Annotated in this window: 19 protein-coding genes; 6 read left to right on the top strand and 13 right to left on the bottom strand. The window is 46.9% G+C overall.

Translation table 11 applies throughout. From position 1 onward, the window contains the following. Positions 1 to 16 precede the first annotated feature (16 nt). From F4V51_RS13895 to F4V51_RS13875, 5 genes are all read left to right on the top strand, one after another. Complete coding sequence (locus F4V51_RS13895) at positions 17 to 934, top strand: helix-turn-helix transcriptional regulator (protein ID WP_153978427.1); 918 nt, start codon at positions 17 to 19, stop codon at positions 932 to 934. 83 nt (positions 935 to 1,017) lie between these two features. Then, positions 1,018 to 1,533: a DinB family protein gene (locus F4V51_RS13890; protein WP_153978426.1), complete on the top strand. Its 516-nt coding sequence runs from the start codon at positions 1,018 to 1,020 to the stop codon at positions 1,531 to 1,533. Positions 1,534 to 1,576: 43 nt separating this feature from the next. Further along, on the top strand, positions 1,577 to 2,146 hold the full coding sequence (locus F4V51_RS13885; protein ID WP_153978425.1) for a YdeI/OmpD-associated family protein: 570 nt from the start codon (positions 1,577 to 1,579) through the stop codon (positions 2,144 to 2,146). Between the two features lie 92 nt (positions 2,147 to 2,238). After that, positions 2,239 to 2,988, top strand: coding sequence for a YqcI/YcgG family protein (locus tag F4V51_RS13880; RefSeq protein ID WP_153978424.1), 750 nt, complete (start codon positions 2,239 to 2,241; stop codon positions 2,986 to 2,988). Between the two features lie 112 nt (positions 2,989 to 3,100). Then, positions 3,101 to 3,736 (top strand): LysE family translocator, encoded by a 636-nt coding sequence (locus tag F4V51_RS13875; protein ID WP_153980698.1) that lies wholly within the window; start codon positions 3,101 to 3,103, stop codon positions 3,734 to 3,736. A gap of 173 nt (positions 3,737 to 3,909) precedes the next feature. Here F4V51_RS13875 and F4V51_RS13870 read toward each other — a convergent pair whose 3' ends face one another. From F4V51_RS13870 to F4V51_RS13840, 7 genes are all read right to left on the bottom strand, one after another. Next, a complete protein-coding gene (locus F4V51_RS13870; RefSeq protein WP_153978423.1) occupies positions 3,910 to 5,907 on the bottom strand; it encodes a glutaminase family protein in 1,998 nt (665 codons plus the stop codon). Between the two features lie 182 nt (positions 5,908 to 6,089). Beyond that, positions 6,090 to 7,742, bottom strand: coding sequence for an extracellular solute-binding protein (locus F4V51_RS13865; protein WP_153978422.1), 1,653 nt, complete (start codon positions 7,740 to 7,742; stop codon positions 6,090 to 6,092). 75 nt (positions 7,743 to 7,817) lie between these two features. Continuing rightward, entirely contained in the window at positions 7,818 to 8,714 is an 897-nt protein-coding gene (locus tag F4V51_RS13860) for a carbohydrate ABC transporter permease (protein ID WP_153978421.1), read from the bottom strand. A gap of 12 nt (positions 8,715 to 8,726) precedes the next feature. Next, positions 8,727 to 9,653, bottom strand: coding sequence for an ABC transporter permease (locus F4V51_RS13855; protein WP_153978420.1), 927 nt, complete (start codon positions 9,651 to 9,653; stop codon positions 8,727 to 8,729). A gap of 37 nt (positions 9,654 to 9,690) precedes the next feature. After that, positions 9,691 to 12,786 (bottom strand): alpha-mannosidase, encoded by a 3,096-nt coding sequence (locus F4V51_RS13850; protein WP_153978419.1) that lies wholly within the window; start codon positions 12,784 to 12,786, stop codon positions 9,691 to 9,693. Between the two features lie 40 nt (positions 12,787 to 12,826). Next, positions 12,827 to 15,031, bottom strand: a complete 2,205-nt coding sequence (locus F4V51_RS13845; RefSeq protein WP_153978418.1) for a hypothetical protein — start codon at positions 15,029 to 15,031, stop codon at positions 12,827 to 12,829. 155 nt (positions 15,032 to 15,186) lie between these two features. Then, complete coding sequence (locus tag F4V51_RS13840) at positions 15,187 to 16,335, bottom strand: GntR family transcriptional regulator (RefSeq protein WP_153978417.1); 1,149 nt, start codon at positions 16,333 to 16,335, stop codon at positions 15,187 to 15,189. A gap of 312 nt (positions 16,336 to 16,647) precedes the next feature. On the opposite strand from F4V51_RS13840, the gene F4V51_RS13835 reads away from it, so the two are divergent. After that, a complete protein-coding gene (locus F4V51_RS13835) occupies positions 16,648 to 18,705 on the top strand; it encodes a GxGYxYP domain-containing protein (protein WP_153978416.1) in 2,058 nt (685 codons plus the stop codon). Positions 18,706 to 18,848: 143 nt separating this feature from the next. Here the strand turns inward: F4V51_RS13835 and F4V51_RS13830 are convergent, their stop codons facing one another. The 6 genes from F4V51_RS13830 to F4V51_RS13805 all read right to left on the bottom strand — a co-directional run bounded on the left by F4V51_RS13830 (position 18,849) and on the right by F4V51_RS13805 (position 26,206). Then, positions 18,849 to 19,985: a glycoside hydrolase family 76 protein gene (locus F4V51_RS13830; protein WP_153978415.1), complete on the bottom strand. Its 1,137-nt coding sequence runs from the start codon at positions 19,983 to 19,985 to the stop codon at positions 18,849 to 18,851. 33 nt (positions 19,986 to 20,018) lie between these two features. Continuing rightward, the gene (locus F4V51_RS13825; RefSeq protein WP_153978414.1) at positions 20,019 to 20,906 is read right to left on the bottom strand and encodes a carbohydrate ABC transporter permease; all 888 of its coding nucleotides are present in this window, start codon (positions 20,904 to 20,906) and stop codon (positions 20,019 to 20,021) included. Between the two features lie 10 nt (positions 20,907 to 20,916). Beyond that, on the bottom strand, positions 20,917 to 21,864 hold the full coding sequence (locus tag F4V51_RS13820; RefSeq protein WP_153978413.1) for an ABC transporter permease: 948 nt from the start codon (positions 21,862 to 21,864) through the stop codon (positions 20,917 to 20,919). 115 nt (positions 21,865 to 21,979) lie between these two features. After that, positions 21,980 to 23,617, bottom strand: a complete 1,638-nt coding sequence (locus tag F4V51_RS13815) for an extracellular solute-binding protein (RefSeq protein ID WP_153978412.1) — start codon at positions 23,615 to 23,617, stop codon at positions 21,980 to 21,982. A 212-nt stretch (positions 23,618 to 23,829) separates the two neighbouring features. Beyond that, complete coding sequence (locus F4V51_RS13810; RefSeq protein WP_153978411.1) at positions 23,830 to 25,485, bottom strand: sensor histidine kinase; 1,656 nt, start codon at positions 25,483 to 25,485, stop codon at positions 23,830 to 23,832. Next, positions 25,454 to 26,206, bottom strand: a complete 753-nt coding sequence (locus tag F4V51_RS13805) for a response regulator transcription factor (RefSeq protein WP_153978410.1) — start codon at positions 26,204 to 26,206, stop codon at positions 25,454 to 25,456. The genes F4V51_RS13810 and F4V51_RS13805 overlap by 32 nt, the downstream gene beginning before the upstream one ends. Positions 26,207 to 26,395: the final 189 nt, after the last annotated feature.

Here is a 26,395-nt window from a genome sequence, read left to right as displayed (position 1 = left end):
AAGGCGGTCCTTACTCATGAAATTGGAACGATTAATCTCTATGATCTACAAGCTGCTGAACAACGAAGTTGTCTCTGCTTCCATGCTGGCCGAAGAGTTTCAGGTATCCCCAAGAACCATATATCGGGACATCGACGTGATCTGTGCCGCTGGCTTTCCTGTAGTTTCCTATCAGGGAATGAACGGCGGGTATGGCATGATGGACGGATACAAAATGGACAAAAGTCTGCTCGGTTCGTACGATGTTCACTCTCTGATTACGGTTCTGCGCAGTCTCTCCACTATATTTGAGGATGAGCGAGCACAGGGCACGATTGAACGTCTGCAAACGGTTGGGTCTGAGCAGGAGACACCCACCTTGACGGTGGACTTGGAGACCCATCGTACGGACCACCATGCGCTTCGTGAGCTACGGTCGGGGATCACGAAGCATATCGTTGTCCGTTTTGATTACATTAACAATCAGAATGAACGCACAAGCCGTGAGTTGGAACCGGTAATGCTTTATTTTAAATATCGAAATTGGTACGTATATGGTTTCTGCCGTGTACGCCAGGATTACCGGGAATTCCGTCTATCTCGTATAATGAATCTCTCGCTGACGCAAGCTTCTTTCCAACCGCATAGTGAGCTGCCAAAAGAGAGTTCTTGGCGAAATGAGGAATGGAAAAATCAGATAAGTGACGTTGTCTTTCGGGTTGCACCTGAAGCATTAGCAGAAGCACTTGACCATTTTCATCAGGCAGAAAAGCAATTTAACGAGGACGGAAGCATGACCATGCAAATTTCCGTATACCAACCCCTACAGGCAAGATGGCTTCGCTCATTTCTGCTGGGTTTGGGCAGTGGAGTTGAAGTGATTAAGCCGCGAGAACTTCGAGGGATTTTGAAAGAACAGCTGCAGCAAGCCATTTTGCTATACGAAGAAGTATGACACTCTGTTGTCATACTTCTTTTTTTATAATCACAACAGATTCAAAAACAAAAATCATCGTAGTACAAAAGGAGATATTTTAAATGACAAATGTTTCAATGGAAATGCTGAGTTACCACACGTGGGCCAACCAAACCATCCTGGGCAGAATCAAGGAATTGCCCTCTTCTGTACTAAGTCAGGAATTGAACAGCTCTTTCCCCACCATCGCCCATGCCCTAAGCCATATCTACGCAGTAGATCAGATGTGGTATCTCGTTCTATCAGGTATGGCAATGGGTGAAGCACTGCAAGAGTGCATGCCATTGAACGGAAAAACATTCCTTACCGTCGAAGAGTACATGGACACCTACGCCGAATTGGCAGAACGATACCAGCAGTGGATACAGTCTCAAACCGATTTGGAGCAAACCATCATACTTGATAATCCATACGCTGGCATCTGCGAAACAACGTTGTCCAACATGCTGCTGCATGTGGTGAATCACGGTACCTATCACAGGGGAAATGTATCTACAATGCTGCGTCAATTGGGGCATGCATCCGTCATGAACGACTATTGTCTGTTTTGGTATCAGCAACCTGTGCAGTTCAATTAAATCAACAACGAATCAGGAACGTCAGGATTGGAGCAGTCGCACAATGGAAATTCAGAATTTACTCTCTGTAAACTCAAGAGAAGACTTAAGATCGTGGCTGCAGACCCACTGCAGAACTGAAACTTCGTGCTGGGTTATTGTAAGCATGACTCCAAAGCCAGGTACGCTATTTTATTTGGACGTCGTGGAAGAATCCCTTTGCTTTGGTTGGATTGATGGGCTGAAGAAGAAAATTTCGAATACAGAGCTTGCACAGAGACTGTCACCCCGAAGCCATAACAGCTCCTGGACTGAATTGAACAAAGAACGGGTAAGGCGTCTTGAAAAGCTGGGATTCATGAGAGATGAAGGAAGACGCGTGCTGCCAAACATGGAAATTGAGACTTTCCACATTCCTGAGGATATTGAGATCCGGCTCAAAGAGGATGCACAGACTTATGAGAATTTCATGGCTTTTCCCGCTTTATATACAAGAGTGCGCATCGACACAATCCAGAGCGTTAGGAATCAGCCCGCAACGTTTAATCACAGATTGGATAAATTCATTACACACACAAGAGACAACAAAATGGTTGGTCAATGGCATGACGGTGGGCGACTTCTAAATTACTGAATGGTATTCCCCCGCCTATCATAGCGAAGTGATGTGGGACAGTCACCATTTTGCCTCTGGACGATATCCTATAGGTAAAAGGAGGACTGTTCATGTCGCTTTTGTATCAACATTCCGAACTGGAGAACGTCGATGCTCCTCTGGAAGCATGGAAAAAGGAGGCCTACCGCTTGTTTGCCTCCAAAATGAGTGATCGGGAAGCACGTTTCCCTTGCATTCCGGCGACGCAGGCTTTCGCCATGGGGCATCTCCGGTATGGTTTTGTTTCTGGCTCTGATCACCAGCCCGCCGATCGCAAACTCGCGGAGATCATTTCGGAATACGGGCGGGCCTCGCGTTCATTTGGTGAATATTCTTCATTGATTCTCTTTCTTGAATTAAGGGATACAGCAAGAACGGTTTTGGAGTATGAAGCGTTTTTTTGGGAATTGTTAAGCCAGGTCAGTGATTTGGATGTAAAGCCATGGCCGGAAGATATACCGGAGAACCCGGAGAATCCCTTATGGGAGTTCTGTTATGACGATGAGCGTTATTTCGTCTACTGCGGGACACCTGCTCACACCAACAGGCAGAGCCGGAGTTTCCCATACTTTATGCTCGCTATGACACCTCGCTGGGTACTTGACCAGTGGAATGCTCACCCCAAGAAAGCTGCTGCCATCGGGCCCAAGATTCGTGAACGACTTGCCGAATACGATGCTGTACCCGCTCATCCTGAATTAAAACAGTATGGATCGCAGGAAAATCTCGAGTATAAGCAGTACTTTCTTAGAGATGATGATACCTCCCCTTCTCGGTGTCCTTTTCTTCGTGCTCTTCAAGCGGAGAAGATTCAGGAATAGAAGTTTACCCTTCCTTGTCCTAAAAGAGGCCTCCTCCGAATAAGCTGTACTCTGCAGATATTAGGAGGAGCGTCTCATTAACCGGATTCAGGAAAGGGAAATGATTATGGACATGGAACTGTATATTAAATATGTTCTGATTGGACTAGCTATCGCCATGCCAGTCGGAGCCATCACCGTAGAGATGACCAAACAGGGCTTGAAGAATGGCTTCATTCACGGCTGGGCGGTTGGTTTGGGTGGAATGACTCTGGATACAGCATTGATCCTTGCCATGTATTTTGGATTCGCCTCCATCCTCTCCCTGCCTTATGTGCAGATTCCTCTATGGCTTGTTGGAGCCGCTTTTCTTGCCTATCTTGGTTATGACTCGATCAGAAATGCAGACCAGGATATCACGCCAGCGGACGAGAAGGTAAGAAAATCATTTTGGAAAACGTACCGTAACGGCCTGCTTGTAGCCATCTCCCCAGGTAATCTGATCTTTTGGGTTTCCGTATTCGGAGCGGTTCTGTCTGATTCCTATCGTTCAGCCGGGAAGGAAAGCTTCGCTATAGCGGCTTGTGGGGTGCTGTGCGGTATTCTGATCCACGACCTGGGTCTGATCTCTCTGGTTTCCATCACACGCAAAGTGATGAGCCGACGAATGATCCATTGGGTTTCCATTGCAGCAGGCATTCTTCTGCTCGGGTTTTCGTTTTATTTTTTGTATGAATTCGTACTTTCTCTCTGGACATATATTCAGTAATTGTCTTCGTTAATTGGACAACCCTATAATCTCCACAAAAAAAAAGGGAACGGAATTTCATAATGCCTCCTCGGAGATTCCGATTCGTTACATTATTCCATCAGTTCCCAAATGAAGATACGTCAACCCTTGTTAACTTTACCTTGAGAGGGCATATCTCTGTGAAAAAGGAATTATTTTAATAGATGAATAAAAAATCCCCCAACAACGGATCGATTCTGAAAGTTCAGCTGTTTACCGGTTAGGGTATCGTACCAGTCGGTTACTGGCACACGACTTGTTGTTTCATTCATGAATTGCCATAGTGGCAAAATCATTTGTTCAAACTGCTCTTGTGTTTCGCTCATGGAGGCACACCATACTAGCCAATCGGATTTGGTATACGTATCCCGGCTATCCAGTGGCGTTCCGTATCGATTTTGTTGACGTGCGTAATAATTGAGTTCTTTCACAGCAATTTCTTTTGGGAACAGATTGAAGCCTAACAGACGATCCCACACCAGATTGTACTTCAAACTCCATGATTCGTTGGAGCTGTCAAACGTCAGCTTATAGTGATCATCGGCATCCGCCATGGACACCCACTCCTTGGCCATCTTTGCAGCGGATTCTCGGTATACAGCTCCTTCTGTCTTCATCTCAAGCTGATCACACATATATGCGTAGGCAGCAATGCCCAATATCGCTTTGATCGAAAGATTGGCGTTATGTGCTAGATGGCCTGCGAAATCATCGGTGCACAGCTGATTGTCCGGATCCAGACCATGCTGTAGCAGATAAGACGCCCATTTCGTCAGAAGTTCCCAATACTCACGCGCAAATTCAGCATGCTTCTCATATTTGCTAACCGCCGCCGCCATCAGCAGCATGTTGCCACATTCTTCGATCGGCATCTGGTACTCCAGCTTGTTCCCCCCGTATACTTGCCCGTTCGCTTTGGGGTATGTCCCGACGTCATGGGGCGCAAAATCAAACGACCACTCACTGCTCTTGGCATATTTATAGATGGGACGCATCATGCCTTTGACCAATTCAGGATTATATTTCAGAAACAGCGGAATCGACGGGTAGCTTACATCCACCGTGGCAATGCAGCCATTACTGAAGTTTTCCTTGGAGAAAAATAAAACTTCGCCCGCTTCATCAACAACCAGCTTATGCGCAGCAATGGCTTGACGATAAGTGAGCGCCAGAATGTCTCGATAAGAAGCGCCGCCCGCCTCCTGACTTTCCTGCAGAAGTTCACGATTAAAGCTGTCGCATCTCTTCCTGATCTCTTCATACTGCTGTGCTGCCATCATCAGCATGTCATAAAAGGTCATTCCATCTTTTTTCCAATAGGCGTTCAATGGTTGATGAAAATATTCAATCGAGTGAATGTCATCATACGCTAACATCAGATAACCGGAAACCGTTTCTTCATGGACAAGACCCATATCCATCTCGGTTGCCATGACTGGCATATTATCTGATACTGCCCTTGGTTTATTCTCATCCTCTTCTACTTTCAACGCCCCTGTTCGTGCATATTGCTCACGACTTGATACGGATTGAACAACCGATTGGCTGTGGGGGGACAGGGGAACCGCCAGATACATATATCCCCAGTCTATTCTTGTATCATCGCCAGCAAGCTTCAATAGGGGCTGTTCAACCGTTCCCATAGTCAATGCATGCAATTGTTGGTCGATTACAGAAGAAGACCAGGTCACTTGCTGCTCTGGTGTGTTCACACACCATTCACCTGTTACATCAAAATAAATCTTCAAATGGTGTTCTAGGCCATCGATTGCACGAGCAAGGAATGTAACATACGTCACGGGTCTGGATAACACCTCAAGATCATCCAGTAACAGCGGCGTGGTAAATTCAACCTGAAGCTCAATGCCTTCCCCTTCAAACGTGTAACGAGTCGTCACAGGTTCGACGGTCAGATTCGTCTGTACAAGTGTGGCATTTCCCCCCACATCCGCAGAATGATCAAGTGAATCCACTTTCCCCATAAATCTTCTGATTTTCCCATCAATCACTGCCATGCCTACCATGCCTTGAGTTTTGTTGGTCCAGTGCCGAGTGTGTTCTTCATAGAGATGATCGGCTGTGGACCATACGCTAAAATATGGGTCGACCGTAACCAGCGGCACCGCTGGGGGCCTGAAACTTGTTGTCATGATGTTACATCTCCTTCATATATAAATTTATTGGCTATTCAGCACTGAATATTAAAATGTATACGCACGTTAAACTTCTGCAGGTCGTCACTCTACTCATCCATTAGGGCTTTGTTTGCCTTTCTGGCAGGGCAATACAAAGCCCATGGATTCTCTCACGTTAGCTTTAAGTGTTAGCAAAATCAGTTCGGCATCTGGACGGTCACCACGTCTTTTCCTTTCAGATTTTCATTGGTAAACTGCATGGCTTGATCGTATCCGGTATTCCTCAATTGATCCCTCAATTCGTTAATAATGCTCATGGCAGCTTCATCCGATTTTGCAAAAACAGCTTCCTTCCAGGCATCTCCCATCCGGTCCATGGAAGGCTTCAACATTTCCCATTCAGGTGCGTTCGTGATGACATCCCCCGGATTATAAGCGGTAATAACCTGAATACCATTTGGACGAAGGATTTTACGAGCATGATCCATGGCATCCAGTCTGTCCTGGTCTGCCCAGATATCTCCGCCGGCATATGAGTTGATGCGATCAAGTCCGGTTAGGGATTCCAGACCAATGCCAATACCTACACTCTTGCGAACTTTACCGGATTGATCCGCTGCAAATTTTTCAAACCATTCCTGATTGGCTACAGGTTTGCCATCCTTCATATCCCAGTGAACGCCTTGCACCCCATATCTGGCCAGCATAAAGCCTTCGTCAGAAGCCATGTAGTCCAGAAACTTAAGTGCGGCATCCACACATGCACCTTGGCAGCTTTTGGTGATAACTGTTACATTGTTGCCTTGAATGCCAAGGTCCACAGGGCGATTCGGATCCACATCAGCACGCTCTAACGGACCAACCGGAATGTAATCGCTTCCGGGATGAGAGGTGACATATTCCTTCGAAGCATCCAGGATGGCCGGATAATGTGCGGCGAGGATCGCAATACGGCCTTGATTAATCTTTTCTTTGGCGATGGGGTCTGTTTGGGTAAATACATCCGGATCGAGCAGGCCTTCTGCCAACAGTTTACGATAGAACAGCATGTATTCTTCATAACCTGGCGTGAAGAAGCTGTGCTCTAACGAACCATCGCCTTTGTCTACGTAACTTGCTCCAGAATAGAACATCGTATTGCCGATACCTACTGCCCAACCGTTACTGAATCCGCCCAGTGGAAATACAGGCTGCCCGTTTTCCTGCAGGTTGGCGTCTTTTATTTTTTTGAGAAAGGCATAAAAATCCTCTTTCGTTACCACCGACTGCGGGTCCACACCTACCTTTTCGGCAATGTCCTTGCGTACATAGAACCCGTAGAGCCAATCGATACCGTCTTCGTTTGTAGCGGGCTGATTCTGCAAAAGCAAATACTTTTTGCCGTCATATGCATTGATCGCTTTTTCATATAATGCTGGCGGCACGTTTTCTTCCGCGATCGACTTGGCGAGATTGGGATAATTGTCCAACTTATCGGATAGATCGACTAACTGACCTTCTTTGGCAGCTTTGATGATCCCATCAAGCTCCCCTCCCCAAGCCGGTCCGGTATAGATATCAGGCAAATCCTGCGTGGCAAAGATCTGATTCACCTTCTCGGTCTCACTGCCTTTGGTATATTCCCATTCCAGCGTCACTCCGGTCTTTTCCTTAATGACTTCCTCTATAGGGGTAATTCCATTATCCGATCCGCCCGAACCATTCCAATTATGCAATATTTTCAGCGTGTTTCCGCCACCCTCTCCGTCGCCTTCTCCGTTCCCTGATGAATTCATACAACCGCTCAGCAAACTTCCAGCCATAATGGATACGAGTAATACGGACATGCCTTTCGACCAAATCCTATTCACACCAATCGCCTCCTGGATATGGATATCAATGAATCAAGGTTAAGCCTGATAGATAGAATCGTTAAATCGAAATGATTAACCTTTAACCGAACCGATCATGACCCCTTTGACAAAATAGCGTTGAAGAAACGGATAAATGCACAGGATTGGAAAAACCGTAATAACAAGCAGTGCCATGCGCATGGATTCCGGTGTTGCTCCAGCTCCTCCGACTCCACCTACCGTCTGGCCACCTTGCTGCGCTGCCCGCTGCATGGAATTGGATAATGCTTCTGCTTCCGTGAGCATTTCTTGCAGCAAGGTCTGCACGGGGATCAGATTTTTGTTGGATACGTAGTAGGCACCAGAGAACCAGTCATTCCAATGCGCTACGCCGATAAATAGCGAAATGGTTGCGAGCACAGGCCCTGAAAGAGGCAGGATGATCCTCAAGAAGATCTGGAAATCGCCATAGCCGTCAATACGGGCAGACTCCTCCAATTCCTCCGGGATGCCTTGCAGAAACGTCCGAATAATGATGATGTGCATGAAATTGAATAACAGAGGCAAAACGTACACCCAAAAGGTATTGATCAGATGCAGTTTTTGAAGTGTTATGAAGAACGGAATGAAACCCGCACTGAAAATCGTGGGCAAAAAGATGTAAAAGGTAAAAAAGGAACGGCCAGGCAATGTTTTTTTGGAAAGCGCATAAGCCATAAGGGTACACAATATCACATGCAGGAACGTACCCAGCACGGTGCGCATGAGGGTAATTTGGTATGCCTTCCAGATGCGTGCATTATCAAATACCTCGGCATAGTTCTCCAACGTGAATTTTCGGGGTGAAAAATAAATTGCCCCCTGCATCGAGTCCTTACCTTCATTTAATGAGTAGGCCAAAATATAAATAAACGGGTAGATCATGGAGAAACCGACCAACGCAAGAAAAGTATAGTTGAACACTGAGAATACAGACCATTTTCGTTCCATATCGTCACCTCCTTAGAACAGGGATACATCACTGACTTTGCGGGCAATGCGATTGACGGTCAGTACCAGAATAAGTCCTATAACGCTTTGGAATAACCCAACAGCTGCGGCATAACTGAGGCGCCCTTCACGAATCCCGGAGTTAATGGCATGAACATCCAGTACGCTCCCAATGCTCGCGGTAGCAGGTCCATTCAGAAGAAGCAGCTGTTCGTATCCTGCACTCATCAAGCTGCCTACGGCAAGAATGAACAAGAGGATCGCCACACTGCGAATGCCTGGAAGTGTCACATGCCACATCTGTCTGAAACGTCCTGCACCATCAATCTTGGCAGCCTCATAGAGCTGCTGATCGATCCCTGCGATGGCAGCCATGAAGATAATGGAGTTCCAGCCGATGTTCTTCCAGATGTCCGATCCAACAATCAGTTGATAGAACCAGGTTGGATTGTTCAAAAACTGGATTGATTCTGCCCCCATCGTTCCCATGAAGTCATTGACTGGTCCGCCATAGGGTGTCAACAGCCTCTGCATCAGCGTGACCACGACGATCCAGGATACGAAATAAGGCAAGTAGGATAACGTCTGAACCGTCTTCTTAAATCGGATCATGCGTACTTCATTTAACAGGAGTGCAAGAATAATGGGCATCGGAAAACCGATCAGCAGCTTCATAAGACTGATGATGATCGTATTGCGGATGATGTCACCGGATTGATAGTAATTGAAGAACTGTTCAAAATACTTGAAACCTGCCCATGGGCTTCCGGTAAATCCACCCATAAAGTTGTAGTCCCGGAAGGCAACCTGGATTCCGTACAACGGGACGTAAGAGAAAAGAAAAAACCAGACAATACCTGGCAGCATGAACAAATAAAAAAGTTTATGCTGCCAGATTCGCTTCATCAATCGATTGTTGGTTGCTCTTGGCTTGATCACATTCCCACCTCTCCTTTCTCAACATGAAGGGCATACGCTACCTTTGCTGTACCTGTAACAACTTCAAACGCAGAGTAATGATCTCAAATGGAGTAAACGATAGCGAAATTTGGGATGGATCTGTCATCGGAATTGGCGATATGATGTTCTCCATCAGATCAGCTTCCCAGGCCTCAGCGATATCGAATCCAAGGTGAATAACCGTATGAGCATGTGTTCCAGACGTTTCATACAGCCGAACGATGACCTCGTCACCATCTTCAGCCTTTTTGATGGACTCCACCATGACGTGTGTATGGTCCGGTTGCAGAAATGATTTTGAGAAAGGCAGATTTCCATCCTGTTTATCCCCTACCGAGGGTAACGCCACAACACGCAAAGGGATGTTCAGTTCATTGCCTCTTCGATAGATCTCGGCTTGAACGTGATTCCCTTGATGCGGATATAACGAGTAAGTGAATTCGTGTTCAGCACGATCTGCTTCCGGATCCGGATACGAGCTGCTGCGCAGCAGGTTCAGGTCAAGCACGTTATCAAAGGCTCTGTGACCGTACTTGCAATCATTGAGTAAAGCCACACCGTAATCGGGCTCAGATATATCGATCCACTGATGTGCGCAGATCTCATCCTTCGCAAAATCCCACATGGTATTCCGGTGGGTCGGTCTGGACAGACTGCCAAACTGGATCTCACAATGCACCAGATCTGTGCGAACATTCACCGGGAAGGACGTACGCAGCATCTTGGCGTTTTCTCGCCAATCCACCTTGGTTGCAAAATCGATTCTCCGGCTGCCCTGAGTAAGAATAACGCTCTGAGTCAACTTGGATTCGCCATAGTTGTATTGGAAGATCAGTCCTATCCTGGGCCCTTCACGAAGTTCACGAATTTCATGCAATGTTAGCGGCACACCGGCCAACTCTGCATAATCATGGCTGAAATCCCATGCATCTCCTTCATCATGATACACACTGAGTTTATTTCCCTGTTGTCCTTGTGGAATGACTTCTCGTGCTTCTGCTTTATCCAGGATCGAGAGAATGGTACCATTCAGATCAAATTTCACGAAGAAGGAGTCGCTTTCGATGAAGCGTTCTTCCACATTTACATGTAACTCTGAATCCAGTATCCCTGATTCCTGTTCCATACAGGCTCCGGACTCATCTATACTGCTCTGGTTCGAATAATCAGGTACAACCGTGTACCCCATGGATGGAACCTGAACCTTCATCCACCGGCCTTCAATATCAAGCCATTCCTGTCGCTCCCAAGGTAATGAATTAAACACCACTGCAGCTGCGGATGGCAACTTCTCCCCTAGAGCCATCTGATCTGCCAAACGGCTGTAAGTATCTGCAATCATGTTCTCTGTTTGGTTGAACAGGTCTTCATACCTGATTAGTGATTCATCGTATACCCGCTTGATGGACGACCCTGGAAGGATATCGTGAAATTGGTACAACAAGACTTCCTTCCAGATGGTTTCAAACAGATCAGAGGGATACGAGTAACCTAACTGGGCTGCCGCCAGAACGGATGCAAATTCCAATTCACGCAGCGCTTTCTCCATTTTCCGGTTATACCGCTTGCTTCGCGCCTGACTCGTCAAGGTACCCTGATGCTTTTCCAGATACAGCTCCCCGCGCCACGTCTGGAATTTCTCTCGTTCTTCATTGAGCTTTTCAAAAAATGTCCATGAAGGCTCCTGTATAACGGGAGACAAGCCGAGCAGGTTCTTGGTCCGTTCGAGCCGTTCCAGATGCTCTTCACCCGGTCCTCCTCCCCCATCCCCTATTCCGAAGAGCATCAGCGCGTGTCCGGAAACATTTTTGTCCAGATATTCCTGCTCAGCTTTGACAATAGAACGGGGTGCTGCGGGGCTGTTGTACGTATCCTCCGGAGGCATATGTGTTAATACCGCTGATCCATCAATTCCTTCCCACATAAATGAATGATGGGGATGCCGATTGTACTCACTCCAGGAGAGTTTCTGGGTCATCATATAATCGACTCCGGATTTCTTCAATAATTGAGGCAAGCTTGCCGAATAACCAAATACGTCAGGCATCCAAAGGGATTTCATCTCCAACCCGAACTCTTGTTGAAAATAACGTTTACCATACAGAATCTGCCGTACAAGGGATTCTCCGCCCGGCACATTCGTATCCGATTCCACCCACATGGCTCCCTGCGGCTCCCATCTTCCTTCCCGCACTCGTTCCTTGATCTGCTCATATAACTTGGGATAATGCTGCTTCATCCATTCGTACAGCTGGGGCTGACTCGCTCCAAACACATAGTCCGGATAACGTTCCATCATGCGAAGCGCGGTCGAGAACGTTCTAGCCCCTTTACGGATTGTTTCACGAATCGGCCATAACCAGGCCAAATCAATATGTGCATGACCTACAGCACTTAGGGTTAAGACCGGATCTCCCCCTTGAAGACTGAGCTGTTCATGCGTTTGTCTCTTCGCCAGTCGGATACGCTCTTCCGAGAATTCGGTCAGCTGCAAGGACACTTCATAGAGTGTCTGGTAGATCCTTTCCTTGCGGGCTGTTCCTTGTGGGAGATGTTCTGCCGTCTCCAATAGAACCTCGGTGTCGTAGTACAAACTGCGAATGTCTTCCCGGCAGACTGCGATAACAGCCTCTCTCAGAGAACCGCCCTGATACTTGCCAAACAAATCGTTATTGCCTGCTTCTGCCCATACTTCGATTTCATCTCCGCTGATACTTGCCTCACAGAGCTGAACGACTCGCTTGCCAGGCAAGCCCAAGGAGAAGTCAAATTCGGAGTTAATAGTCGTCAACCCCTGTACTGGCGTTCCTTCATGGTCGACAAGACATAGTTCGCCACTGACGTCCAACAAAAGAACGATGCTCTCATGACTGCTGAGTTTATGGGATGGGGTTTTGCCTGTGAAACGGAACCAGGCACAGTCCCATAGCTCTCCCCAGCGTTCTCCTGGATGGAGCGTAACTTCCGTTCCCGACATCCGTGATTCATAGGATACGGGCTCTGGCGTAACCCACGCCTTTACTTCCAACTCGGTAATCGGCTTATAAATTTCTTCTCGAAGTTTGTTTAACATCTGCCTTAATCGTTCCGGTCTGATCGGTTCGTATGGCATGTTCGTTGCTCCTCTCTGTTACGGTGATAGGGCTAAGAAATCAGGAAGACCATCTCACATGTACCTCTGCATGGTTTTCAATCCCATGCTCGTATTGAACAAGCACGGTCTGAGAATCCGGATCCCATTCCCAAGCTGCGGATACCGCTTGACCTTGAACAATGTAATGGACAGATACAGGCTTCACCTTGCAATACAGCCGTGCGGTTGCTTGCAGACGGGCAGGTCCTTTCGCCGAAAATTGAAAACCTGCACCCGATTCGGACAAAGATTCGATTCGGGAGGAAGCCGCGATAAGGGAAACCTCTCCATTCGTTGGACGTCCTGCCTCAACATCATAGAGCAGCGCATGTTCTCCAGGTTTCAGAACCACCTGGCTTAGTACAGAGAGCTTCGAATCGAACAAATCCACCACCGGGCCGGGTATGACCAGGAATTCTTCGCTTACCGACTCATTCAAAGCAGATGCGATAATGTAAGGGCCGCGCCTGATTTGGAAATACGGTCTCGGGTGCCACTGGATCGCTGGTGGGTTAAGCTCGGCAATGATATCTTGAACCGATTGACGAAGGCGATCAGCTCCTGCCCTGGATCGTGTAAATTCGGCAGGGTGTTCGTTCAGCCAGACCATCCCTCCCTTGCCTATCCGGTGGACGCCGCCCACTTTCTCCTTCAGACCAATCTGCTCGAACAAATGCTCACGCGGGGAATGATACTTGGTTCCAGACCTTCCCTCTTCCTGATCCAGATTCCACCACGCGCGAATATCATGATAGGGGTCACTGTCATCGCCAACGTAAATCAGCGCCCCGCCATCCTGCACCCACTGTGCCAGCACATAATGAACATCCGGATACTGCGGCTTGATAAACTCATAGCTCAGGACAAGCACATCGTAGGGCGCAAGATAACCCGGATACCGCCGCACATTATCTAGTAAAAGGGGACGAACCGGCACGCCGTGTTTTAGCAGTGGAAGCGCAAGACCATAAAAAGGAGAGAAATCAAGCAGTTCGGTATCTCCCTCTTCTTGAAACCCTTCAGGATCTGTTCCATCATACTTTCCTGGATTAGGCGCCTCTGGGTCCGGCTTCATTCGCTGAAACATCGCTGAATCGGCAATAAGAACACCAACCTGCAGCGGATTCTTATCCGTTTCGGTCACATTCTGGTCCAGGTTACCCAGCGTATGCATGACCTGAAGCAGCGTTGTTGCATAGTCTGCGGGGATTCTCTCCTTGCCGGAACCTTCTTCCGTAGGGGAAGTCCCTTGAAAGATCCTTCGCGGCCATGGCGCGACTTCGTAATGGGCAACCCCGGGATGCAGAAGCGAGGCGACAACCGTCTTTAGATAGTTCTGTTTATAATCCGCCCAGGTGTAATTCGGATTATCCTCGATCGGATCATGCAGAAACCACATGCGTCTGTCGGTTCCGCGTACCAGTTCCTGCATCACGCCATATTCAAGGTAAGCGGTTTCAAATGTACGTTCCTTGCGAACCCCTTCATACACATTGGCTGTACGCGATGTCCCTGTCCAGATCTGTGCTATGTATCCATCAATGGAAGCCAGCTCAACAAGTTGGGATTGCGGACTGACGATTCGCCACTGCGTGTAATTGATGAGACTGTGTGTTGGAACGTAGAAGCGGAGGACACGGCCATATCGCTGCAGTGCATAATCCTTCATCTCGGCACATAACCGATCAAGGGCCCGGGTATATAAATAGGCTTTTAATTTGGACGCTCGATATTGGGCATCCGGCGATGCATGCGGCGGAATCCAGGATTCCTTGTAATACAATTGCCATTCCCTCTTAAAAGCTTCGGAATACCCACCATTCACCCAGAATTCAGGCTCTTCCAGATGGATAGCCTCAACACCAGCATCTACAGCAATTCGAATGCGCTCGGCGAGATAACGCCCGAACGAAATGGTCGGTACCATGTACGGAATAACCGGTTTATTCCCATGAAGAATCATCTGCTGGTGACGATCCGTCTGAGCCTCATCCCAGTGGGGTATACCATCTACCTCGCCATCAAGGTAATCGTTGTATTCTCCCCAGGCAACCCCGGTCATGAGATGCACAATATATCCTTTGTCTTTCCACTGCTTGATACGTTCCGGCATGGATTCGTCGATGCCATAAACCATTACAAAGTCAGTCTGCAAATCATAGTCGGGATGATACGGAGCTGATTCCTGAAATCCGGTGCGCTCTTCCTTTCGGTCTCGGGACACATTCTAACCCCCTTGTGAGATTGGTTTGGACTGTGTTGTATGATTATCCATCATTTTCTAGACTATAATATATGGATTGAATATATTCAATATGTTTTTTATAAAATAAAAAACCTTCCCGTCATTGACGGAGAAGGTTCTCATGTGCATCCATATCAGGTTTGAGGAGCTTTGCCAGTGGTCTGGCGTATCATAAGTTCAGGTTCAATCAGTATTTTACTATAACCTTTCGTTTCTTCATGCCCATGCAGCACTTCAAGTAATTTAACCGCAGCCTGGTATCCCATATCTCGTTCAAACTGATTCACATGGGTGAAAATGCTGAATTCCTCCACAATGGATGTGGGATCGTCGAAGCTTACGATGGATACATCTTCAGGTACCCGAAGCCCTGCTTGCTTCGCCATTTGATAAATCTGCACTCCAAGCCTTCCGTTGAGCGAAATGTATGCCGTGACCATGCGGTTCACAATATACCTGTACAAGGGGTGGGATTCCGCATCTTTTAGCACACTTAAAGGTTGGAAATCTGTAATCATATGGGCCGGATTAATTAACGAACCTTTGCCTTTCAATGCCTCAATATAACCTTCGATCCGCTCCTGAACCGTGACAGTTTGCAGTGGCGAATCCGAACAGATGGCGATATCGCGGTGCCCAAGCTCCCATAGATGCTCTACGGCCAGTTTTGTACCGCGTCGTCCATCCGCCGCAATATAGTTTGTCTCGACACCAGGCAAATAGCGGTCGATCAGTACAAAAGGAAAACCGGAAAGCTTCATGCCAAGGATCTCCTCGTTATAGTTTTCCTCATCGACAGGAAAAATTAACAGCCCTTCAGCGCCAAGTGCCTTCAGTTCCTTGATGGCATCCTTTTCTTTATCCAGCCTGCCTTGTGTAAACATGACCATGCTGCGATAACCTTTTTCGCCAAGGGCCTGTTCAATTCCCTCAACAAGTCTGATGGCAAAGTAATCATGGATTGAAGGCATAACTACACCGACCATCCCGGTGGCTAGTGAACCTTCTCTTCCCTTCGATGCAATCGTCGTTGCTCGCGGCGCAACTGCGATATCGTTTTCTTCCGCCACAAAACTCCCCTTGCCAGGCACCCTGTCGATCAACTTTTCATTCGCTAATCCGGTCAAGGCATTGGCCACGGTGATTTTGCTGACCTGGAACTGATCCATCAGTTCCTTTTCTGTCGGTATGCGATCGCCGGGTTTCATCTTTTCTGTAGTAATAATATGTCTGACATAGTCCTGGATTTGCTGATACAACGGAATTCGTTCGTTTGTACTCATTCGGATCACATCACCAATTCATTCGTAATATTTGAGATATATAATATATCCTTTCATAAGCAAGCGCAATAAACAAGCTGAACTTAACCGCAGTATACTACAACTCTTCCAGGTAAAAATCAGGATTGGAATGTCGCTTCCCCTTAAAAAAAATAGGAAGTTTTGTCGAAACCCTTGCAATAACATATATGAATATATTTAATATATCTTGAAATGAAGTGTGTGTCTGGCTTTCGGCCGCAAAAGGAGGATGAGATAACTGAGGGATGCACATGCTCTTATTTCTGACTACAAACAAGGAGTGAGATCGCCATGGCTCGTAGATTCAAGATGGTCTGTTTAGCCTTTCTATGTGCTTTTTCCTTAACTGCTGGAGCGGCGTCTGCTTCGGAAACCGCGGTTCAAACCACAAAGCCTGTGGATTCCAAAGCAAACCGGGAACTACCCCGTTTCAAGAAGCCGAAACATCTGGATGCTGCTGATATCTATGATGCGCCAGGTGATATCAAATTGCTCTTTGCAACGCTGCAGGGGATCGTTAACAGGAAACAACCACGGATTTATCTGATCGAATCCCAGGAAGAAGGTAAAATGACCTGGCTCAATGATCTCAATGTGCCCTATACGCTTCATCAGGACTACTGGGAAGTATTCTCGGCATACCGCAACGATATCAAAGGCATGATTGTGTATGACCCGAAGTTGCCTGATTCAATTAATGTGGCCACCACGCTGGCTGGTCTGAAAGATGCAGTTGTTGCCAGTCCAGAGCTTGCTGCCCAATTATCCAAAGCCCCATATAAACTGAAAATCCTTGATGATCTGCAGGGGAAGTTCAGCAGCCGGCTTGATGCTTATACCTGGCAATATGAGAATCTGTGGAAGAAAACGACCCACCAGATGTTAGTCGGACTCGCTCCGGATACAGCGATTCGAATCCCATCCGGCCTCCCGGAGTCCTTTGTGACCATTGCTGAGGAAGAGCAGCCCGTACGTGATGCCAGCAACCGAGACACATACTCCCTTGACCTCTCTTCCCTACTTGGCAATTCCGAGGTATACCTTCGGTTTGATGACGCCATTACTCAGGATGGCTGGGGACCCGCCGTGCATGAAGTTACAGTGAAGGCAGATGGCAAAGTTATTGCAAACTTTGTTGCAGGCACCCCCGAAGAAGAAGCATTTCTGTATGACAGACAGAATTCCAAGGTTGCTGAGGGTCAAGGCGGTCATCGATTCGCTGATAATGGCAATTATTTTGTGTATGAATTCAGTCCTCCTGCCGGAACGAATGAACTGACGGCTGAAGTGGACATGTGGAACCAGTATAAGGTATCCGCTGGGAATATCCGTCCTCTCTCTGCAGAGCAGCGTGAACCCTATGGTTATTTACGAGACTATGCGGTTGCCAACAAAGCGATGGTGTTTTGGCTTGACTCCAATGTACCTGAGCAAAAAGCTCTATTTGAAAAAATCATGTCTGATGTAAAATCGGGAACTCCCTACCTGGGCTGGTTCAGCAATGATGTGGAAGGTGAATTCAGCTCCGTTGAGATTGCCTCCCGTTACGGCGTTTACGTACTCGCTGCCGACTGGTTCAGTAATCTGACTGTGTTCTCGGGAACCGAGCCGAAGTTCAAGCCAGTCAAAAAAGCTCCACGTCCCCAGTTGGAGAACAAAATTTATGTAACGTATACCTTCACCGAAGGCGATAATTTTCAGTACAACCAGCATCGCATGCGAGTGATGTGGGACGATCCGGCGCGAGGCAAAGTTCCACTCAACTGGACGTCAAGCCCGCTTCTCTATGAGGGCGCACCAGCGATATTGAATCATTATGTAAATACGGCGACTGCCAATGATCTGCTGATTGCCGGACCATCCGGTGCGGGATATTTCTATCCAGGTGCATGGCCTGATTCGAGCTTCCGGCAATTTTTGCAACAAACCGAAAAATACCTCAAAAAGACTGGCATGACGATCTCGTATGTTTTAAACCGGGAAGACAGCGAAAATATACCACTCACCCCATTTAAAGCAAGCGCTTACGAGAAGGACTATCATTCGCCAGGTCTATTCATTAGTTATGAAGATAAGTATGGGGTTGAAATCGTTGGCAAGAGTCTGCCCGTCTCTACGATTCGCGGGATAAGTACGGCACAGGATGGGTTACAGGTGCTCAATGAAGCAAAATCGAACTGGGATGGGAAATCGCCGTTGTTCGTTTCTCTTGGATTGCTTGCCTGGAGCATGACTCCATCCGATGCACTTGCAATCACCGAAGAGCTGGGAGGAGAATTTGAAGTGGTTCGAGCGGATGACTATTTCTCCCTCATTCGAGAAAGTAAGCAATTGCCTGCGATCAAATAGTCTTCAACCTTCATGCGGCATAGTACTCCAACGCTTAAAAGCATCGTAACCCTAATTGGGCTACGATGCTTCTTTTCCGTTTTACGACCACCCGGACTGCTCATGGTCAAAAGGTCTCAACCAAACGCTTATTTTAACTGCTGCTATTTTTGATGTTTTCCTGGCTTGGAATGTGCACCTGCCTCCAGTTTAGCAGCTGCCTCCAGCAGAAAAACGCCGCTTAGCTGAGCCGTAAGATGGAGCGGATTCTGGGCGGGTTGACCCCACGCCTGACCGAATAATCCATTGTTCCGGCTGCCCTTCCATAACGCATCTGCGTTCCGGAAGATCGCTTTCTTCAGAGCTTTGTTATGCCTGGCATCATACAGCTCCACCATGTAACGGATCAATATGCCTTTGAACAAGGCACCATCTCCATCCCCATCCTCTAGGAAAATCCCCGTTTTCTCATTCGTCAAGGACTTCAGGGAGCCTGCTGCTGTCTTCTCTGCATCCTGCAAATACACCTGATCTCCCGTAGTCCGGTAGAGCTCCACTCCAGCACCTATAAATGTGCCCTGGTTATAGGTGAAGATCCAAGCTTCATTCACATCAAGAGTACCGTCTTCACGCAGGACCAAGCCGTCTGCGACGAGTCCTGTTTGCGGATTAACGAGATAGCGTTTTTCCCATTCGTATATTTTTTGAGCCCATTCCAGATCCTGAGGATCACCAAAACGCTCATACAGCCTGGCTGCCAGAATCGAAGCCGGACCACTTGAACACGCATTACGGTTGTATCGCTGGTCCTTCTTCCAAGCCATGCCTCCCAAATCATCCTCCCACCAGGCTGTCTTGATATCTGCCCAGAGCTCCAGCACGTAATCTTTCATTTCTTCACTGCCTGTGGCATCGTATAGACGGAGAGCAGCAAGAGCGAGCCATTCCATATCATCATAAAATTCATTATGAAGCGAACCATTGCGTTCAATAATACTCCGCACCAGTTCTTCCGCCCGTTCCGTATACGCCTCGTCTCCTGTTCGTTCGTATCCGTCTACCAGTGCATCAACCGCATGAGCTTTCCACCAATAATTCAGAGGCTTTTCACCTTCCGGTGTCGAAGGATAAGCGTTATTCATCATTTGTGCTTCATCGTTCCAGTAATATTCATCCAGTTTCTCTTGCGCCCACTGCGCTTGACTGGCATAGTGCTTTTTGCCTCCACCACTTGCACCCATCGTAGTGACTAAAATAATACTGAGGACCACAGTAAGACTTACGATTTTCTTCTTTCGCATTCGAATACCCTTCCTTTCTTAAAAGTCATCAGATTATTCCTTCACTGCCCCGAGGACGATACCGTGAATCAAATAACGCTGTAGAAAAGGATAGATTAAAAGTATGGGAATCATGGAGACCAGAATTTTGGCAGAATTCAAAGTCGTGTTCGAAATTTTATTGTACTGCTGCAGCTGTTCAACAGAGAGATTCTGCATTTGGTCTCGCGTGAGACTAAGCCGCTGCAGGTAAGTCTGAAGCGGTATTTTGGAGCTGTCGTTTATGAGAATGATTCCGTCAAAGAAGTTATTCCAATGTCCAACGATGACAAATAACATAATGGTCGCGAGACTCGGCATGGAAATCGGGATGAAGATGTTAAGCAGAATTTTGATCGGACCCGCTCCGTCAATAAAGGCAGCTTCCTCAAGTTCCTTGGGTATGCCTTTGAAGAAGTTCATGAGAAGAATCACATTGAATACGGGTACCGCACCTGGTAAAACCAGCGCCCAGATGCTGTTAATCAGCCCTAGCTTGCTAATTACCATGTACCAAGGAACAATCCCTCCGCTGAATAACATTGTAAACACGATAATCCACATGTAAGTGTTCCGGGATCTGAACTGTGAAATACTGCGTGACAAGGGATAGGCCATCAGAATGGTCAAAATCATATTGATCGCACCGCCAAGCACCACTCGTTCAACCGAAATCAGAAACGCATTCCAGAACTTCGTATCTTTCAAAATCTGTGCGTAGGATGAGAAGTTCAGCTCCACCGGAAGAAAGTAAACCCGGCCTGCATTAACTGCCGTACTGCTGCTGATGGAAACCATAATCGTATTTACAATCGGGGCCAGGGACATGAAAGTAATCAGGATCAACGTGAACATAATCAATAGTCGGGATAGCCTGGAACCGAGTGTTTTGGATTGAATCATGCTAGCCCTCCTAGAAAATTCTGTACCCCGCATACTTGGAAGCCAGTTTATACGAAATGACAATCAGAACAAAGCTGATGACCGATTTCATCAAACCAATGGCTGTTGCGAACGAATACTGCATATTGATCAGACCCATACGGTACACAAAGGTATCAATAATATCACCCGTTTCATATACGAGCGGATTATACAGGTTAAACACCTGATCGAATCCGGCATTGAGTACGTTTCCAAGACTCAATGTACCCAGCAGGATAATGGTTGGGAACATGCCTGGCAGCGTAATGTGGAGCGTCTGCTTCCAACGATTCGCACCATCCATGGCAGCGGATTCATACAAGGCAGGGTTAATTGCCGTTAGTGCCGCCAGATAGACTATGGTTCCATAACCGAACTCCTTCCAGGTATCCGTTACAATCAGCAGCGGTCTGAACCAATCGTTGCTTGCCAGAAACATAATGCGTTCCAAACCGAGAAGCTCAAGGAAATTGTTAATCATGCCGTCAAAAGAAAATATCATGGTCAGCATCGTGCCCAAGACAACCCATGACATAAAATGCGGTAAGTACACAATCGTTTGAATCGAACTCTTGAACACTTTCAGACGAACCTCATTAAGCAGAAGGGCGAATACAATAGGGACAATTAATCCCAGCACAATTTTCCCGACCGCAATGACCAGCGTGTTGATAAAAATCTGCTTCGCGTCCGGCAGTTGAAACATATAGGTGAAGTTGCTAAGCCCGGCCCATTTGGAACCGAATATGCCTTTGGCAGGAATGAACTTCTGAAACGCCATGATTACGCCGAACATAGGCACAATCGAGAAAATAAACAGCATCACCATGCCAGGCAGCAGCATAAAATGATAGGTCATCTCGTCAAATCGCTTACGTTTCTTCTTGACTGAGCGTAGTTCCCTTTTGGGTGGTATCGTCGTTTCTGCTTGCGCCATTGCCTTCTCACCTCCATCTTGCTCTATCTATAGGCAGCTCATATGGCTAAAGGAAGGTGCGGAAGTCTGGTATCAGGCTTCCGCTATGCTGCGTTCCTGCTTCACACAGTCTGCATTACCTTTGAGCCATCTCGTTGACTTCCTCCGTAATCTCATCTCCGCCTGTACGCTTCCATGTATCGACAAACGTATCAAATTCATCAATAGGCGCTTGCCCCATAATGATCTTGAGAATTGTTTCCTCTTCCAGCTTTTGCAGGTTCGCCCATTTCAGCTTCATCGTCTCTGTCGTCCCGTAAAAGCCTGCAGGAGTCACTTCCAGATTGGGATTATTCGCTTCTCGCTGTCCTTCAATTCGAGATAGATATTCGCCATAGGTGTTGACGTCAACGTCATTGCCTTTCTCTTTGAATTCCTGATAAGCCTTGAACGAGACAACCCGATCTTCCTGAACGGCAGAAGCATCTCCAGACTCATCGGCTTTTATGAGATCTTCGTAATAGCGCTTCAGCACATCGTCATAATCGACCTGCATTGGAATCTGAGTAGGATCGTTATTCCAGCGGCTCGCATCCGTCAACATCTCATCGGGATGTTCCTTCTTGTAGTTGATTGCATCTTCCGTTAAGGAATACAGAAAGTCCGTCGTCAGATTGACCGATTTCATTATGGCTTCAGGATGGGCAAAATTCTTGTTCACGACAACGATTCCTCCCCCTACAGGATCCTGACGAATCGTTCTGAACTTGCCCTCCTGATCCAGCGGTGCAGATACCGCGACCCATACGGCTTCGGGATTTTGCTTGATGGAATCCTTGTAATTGGTATAGCCGATCCACCATGGATTAAAGACCATTCCTGCCTGCCCGTTGATCACCAGTGCTTCCTTCTCTTCACTCGACCGGACGGCAAATTGCTTATCAATCAAGCCTTCTTTGTACATGGAGCTAACCTCAGCGAGTGCCTGCTTCATCTCAGGCTGAACGGATCCGTATACCACCTGACCATCTTTCTCGATCCAATTCGTTGGAAATGCGCCATGCGTAGCGAACATCGGGCTAAAATTCATCGCATTCGAATCCATCACCATACCCACCGTCTTGCCTGTGCCAGATACGTCCTTTTCCACAAATGTTCTGGCGAGATTCCACACATCTTCGGCGGTTTCCGGCAGCTTGGCACCCACCTTATCTACCCAATCCTTCCGAATCCACAGCAATTGGTGCTGATTACCGATGTTTGTCATCGGAAGCCCCATAATTTTGCCATCGACTTTCACCTGATCGAGCAGCAAATCGCCGTAGGAAGCATAGATGTTCTTCACGCCTTCAGATGCTGTCTTCTCATAGACCTCTGTCATATCGGCGATCAGATCATTATCTACTAATTGATTAAATATCTCCCGGCTAACTAACATAACGTCAGGCAATTCACCCGTAGTCATGGACAACGACAGCTTCTGATCCATATCATCTGTTTCCCAAGCCACCTTCGCTTTGACATTCACCCGATCTTCTACATACCGAGTGGCCAAATTGTTCTCAATGGTGTCACCCGGAGGCAGGTTATTCACATGATTGGTATTACGGCCGATCGTGAACTCGACTGGCGTCTCATATTTGCCGTAAGGTTCGTAGTCCTGCTCGGATATCTGCGGCTGTGCGTTATCGCTGTTCCCCCCGCTGCAGCCACTGAATACAACCAGCACCATACAGGCCATCAGCAGTGAAGCGATCTTGCTGCGTTTGTGCATCCTGTCATCCCCTTTATGTGATTTACTTGAATAACCAAATTGTATGCGTTTCCATTTTTCGCGTATATGCCATTTTTTTCGGATATGTATCACTTTTTTCATGACCTCAACTATCTTGTTAGCCTTGTCATTTTTATCACGGAAACCAAATAAGCGGCTGCCGAAGCAACCGCCTTTATTTCTTAGCATTTTATTTGAAATATTCCTGCTGCTTACGGTGGAGATGCCGGAATCACCATGGATACTTCTGTTCCGCAACCGGGTTCACTACGAATAACGAGCCCATAGTCCTTCCCGTAATAGAGCTTCAATCGGTCATTAACATTGCGCACACCGCAGCCTCCATTTTCACTGGTTAACAGCTGTGTGATCTGCTGTGAGGTCATGCCTACGCCATTATCCGTAACAGCCAATCTGATGCCTTCACTCACTCGGTGAACTGTAATTCGAATGCTGTAATCCTTCGCCGCTGCCTCTACAAAACCATGCTTAATGGCATTTTCCACAATAGGCTGCAGTACAAAATGAATGATTTGTTCCAGCTGTACCGCTTCGTCAACATCGTAATCCACGTCAAACAGACCATCATTCATAATGAGCTGCAAGTCCAGATAAGCCTTAATATGCTGAATCTCAGCCTCAATCGTGGTCATATGCCTTCCTTGATTCAACGTCGTTCTGTAGAAACGTGCTAACGCAGATACCATATAGCTTGTTTCAATATCAGCCTTCTTCTCGGCCCTCCATCTGATAAATGAGAGTGTATTATACAGAAAATGAGGATTAATCTGACTAATCAGCCTGTTATATTCACTTTCCTTCTTGGCGATCTCGGCGCGATAGACCTGGGAGATCAGACTGTTGATCCTTCTGAGCATTTTCCCGATCCCATTCGTCAGCTCACCAAATTCATCACGGGAGGAGCTCTGAATAATTACATCCAGATTGTTTCGTTCCACCTTGTCGACTTTGGTCTTGAGGCGAAGAATTCGGCGTGTAAAGTTAGTAGAGATGATATATATCAGCAGAAAGGTAATGATCAGACTGAGGATGATGACGAATAGCGTGATTTGAAAAATGCTCATTGCATTCGCGTAGGCATTGGTATTCAGCAAATTGTAATAGATCGTCCAGCCATTGCTGGCAAGGGATCGACTTAAACTCAGGTCTGTTATTTCCCTTTTCTCCAAATCAACTGCACCAATCTGCTTTCTGTTGTCCTGAAAAATGATATGTTGTTCCGGATCTTCCATATGAACGGATACATGCTCAGACAGATTATCCAGATCTCCAAAAATGCTGTCATGCTGTATGGATATGACCATAAAGTTGCTGTCTTTGGGATTGCTGATCAGTTCCTGGACCAGGTAGAGCTTCTCTCCGTCCACAATCCAGCGTCTGCCCCGAAAACCATCGTACCACGCCTTGCTCCTGAGCTCCCCTATGGGCAAAATGTTATTGCGAATTCCAAGCAGTTCTCCCGAGGTGTAGAAGGTGATCCCTTCAATATCATCGTCCATCAATTTGATGTTCGAGATCAACGGCTCCATAATATCGCGAAAATCCAGGTACATCTGATAATAATTTTCATCATAGTTTTTGGTGAATATCTGAGAGAAATCCCGATTGAGTACGATAAACTCACTTAATGTATTGTAACGATTGATTTTGTAATCCATAATGCTGGCTACCTGCTCCAGGCTTGCTTCAGCTTCGCTTCGCAGCTCTTTCATCTGAATACGGTAGGATTGAATGAAGGAGAGCAGTCCCAGCAAAAGAATCGGAATGAGGGCAATGACCAGATGAGACAGCAATAATTTGTTGCGGAACCTGATATCATTGAACCTGCTCTTGATCCACCCGATCATGAAGCACCCCGCACTCTCTGAACTGTAACGGACTAACGCCGAACCTGGTTTTGAACAGCTTGGCAAAATATGAATGATTGTCGATGCCGACAGCCACTGCCACATCATTAATTTTCATATTGGAGTGAACAAGCAGATGGCTCGCACGGCTCAACCGGTAATCCGTGAGATATTTGGAGAAGTTCTCTCCGGTTTCTTTCTTAAACAGAATGCTTAAATATCCTGGGGACAGGTAGACGTCGTGGGCTGCTTCTGTTAGGGAGATATCTTTCTGATAATGATCCTTCACATAGTCCTTCACCTGCCGGATCACCTTCATTTCCATCGTTTCAGGCTCAGGCTTCCCAGCGTAAGGACTTATTTTCGTAATATCCACCATCACCTGCAAAAACTCTTCCTTCATAAGTGGTTTGAGCAAATAATTGACGACACCGAGCCTTAGGGCACTGCGTGCGTATTCAAACTCATCGTATCCGCTGCAAATAACGATATCGATATGTTGCTGTGTTTTGCGTGCGATCCTGCTAAGTTCAAGTCCGTCCATAAGCGGCATTTTGACATCGGTAATCAAAATATCAATTGCATTTTGTATCAATAGCTGCTCTGCTTTCTTTCCGTTCTCCGCTTCCATGATGTGAAAAGGAAATCCATACAGGCTGATCAAATCCTTGATCCCTTCTCTTTGAACACACTCATCATCCACAACAAGAACATTAAACATCCAGACATCTCCTTTGCGCGTGAAAGTGAGAGGATAATCAGCAACAATATCTGTTCGTTATTCATGGGTTGTCAGTTACAACGTAGTATATCATAGAATGAAGAAAGGGCTTTCATTTATATGCGTAATTTCATATCCGTGTCTTATCCAATAAAAAAAGCCGCTATTTAAGCGACTTCTCCTCTTATG

Source organism: Paenibacillus xylanilyticus (assembly GCF_009664365.1).
In the GTDB taxonomy this organism is placed as follows: domain Bacteria; phylum Bacillota; class Bacilli; order Paenibacillales; family Paenibacillaceae; genus Paenibacillus; species Paenibacillus xylanilyticus_A.
Note: the sequence above shows the minus strand (reverse complement) of the source record. Positions and strands in the feature narration are given on the sequence as shown.